The following is a 707-nucleotide window of genomic DNA, read 5'->3' on the forward strand; positions in this document are numbered from 1 at the left end:
GAAAGGCGTAGGCGATGGACAACAGGTCGATATTCCTGTACCGCCGTACCACCGTTCGAACGATGGGGGGACGCAGAAGGATAAGGTGACCGTGCGACTGGAAGTGCACGGACAAGCAGCGAGGCCGTCGGGTTGGCAAATCCGCCCGGCATACAAGGTTGAGCTGTGACGTGGAGCCCGTAGGGCGAAGCACCGGATTTCACGCTGCCAAGAAAAGCCTCTAGTGAGGAGGTCGGCGCCAGTACCGCAAACCGACACAGGTAGGCGAGATGAGAATTCTAAGACGCGCGGGATAACTCTCGTTAAGGAACTCGGCAAAATGGTCCCGTAACTTCGGGAGAAGGGACGCTTATGGCAACATAAGCCGCAGTGAATAGGCCCAAACGACTGTTTAGCAAAAACACAGGTCTCTGCTAAATCGCAAGATGAAGTATAGGGGCTGACGCCTGCCCGGTGCTGGAAGGTTAAGGGGATGTGTCATCGCAAGAGAAGCACTGAACCGAAGCCCCAGTAAACGGCGGCCGTAACTATAACGGTCCTAAGGTAGCGAAATTCCTTGTCGGGTAAGTTCCGACCCGCACGAAAGGCGTAACGATTTGGGCACTGTCTCAACGAGAGACCCGGTGAAATCATAGTACCTGTGAAGATGCAGGTTACCCGCGACAGGACGGAAAGACCCCATGGAGCTTTACTACAGCCTGATATTG

At 54.7% G+C, this 707-nt stretch carries 1 rRNA gene; it reads left to right on the top strand.

The window, feature by feature from the left end:
* Positions 1 to 707 (top strand): 23S ribosomal RNA (locus tag ON063_RS14740); the annotation flags it as partial.

The sequence above is a fragment of the Exiguobacterium sp. B2(2022) genome (genome assembly GCF_028823655.1).
In the GTDB taxonomy this organism is placed as follows: Bacteria; Bacillota; Bacilli; order Exiguobacteriales; family Exiguobacteriaceae; genus Exiguobacterium; species Exiguobacterium aestuarii_A.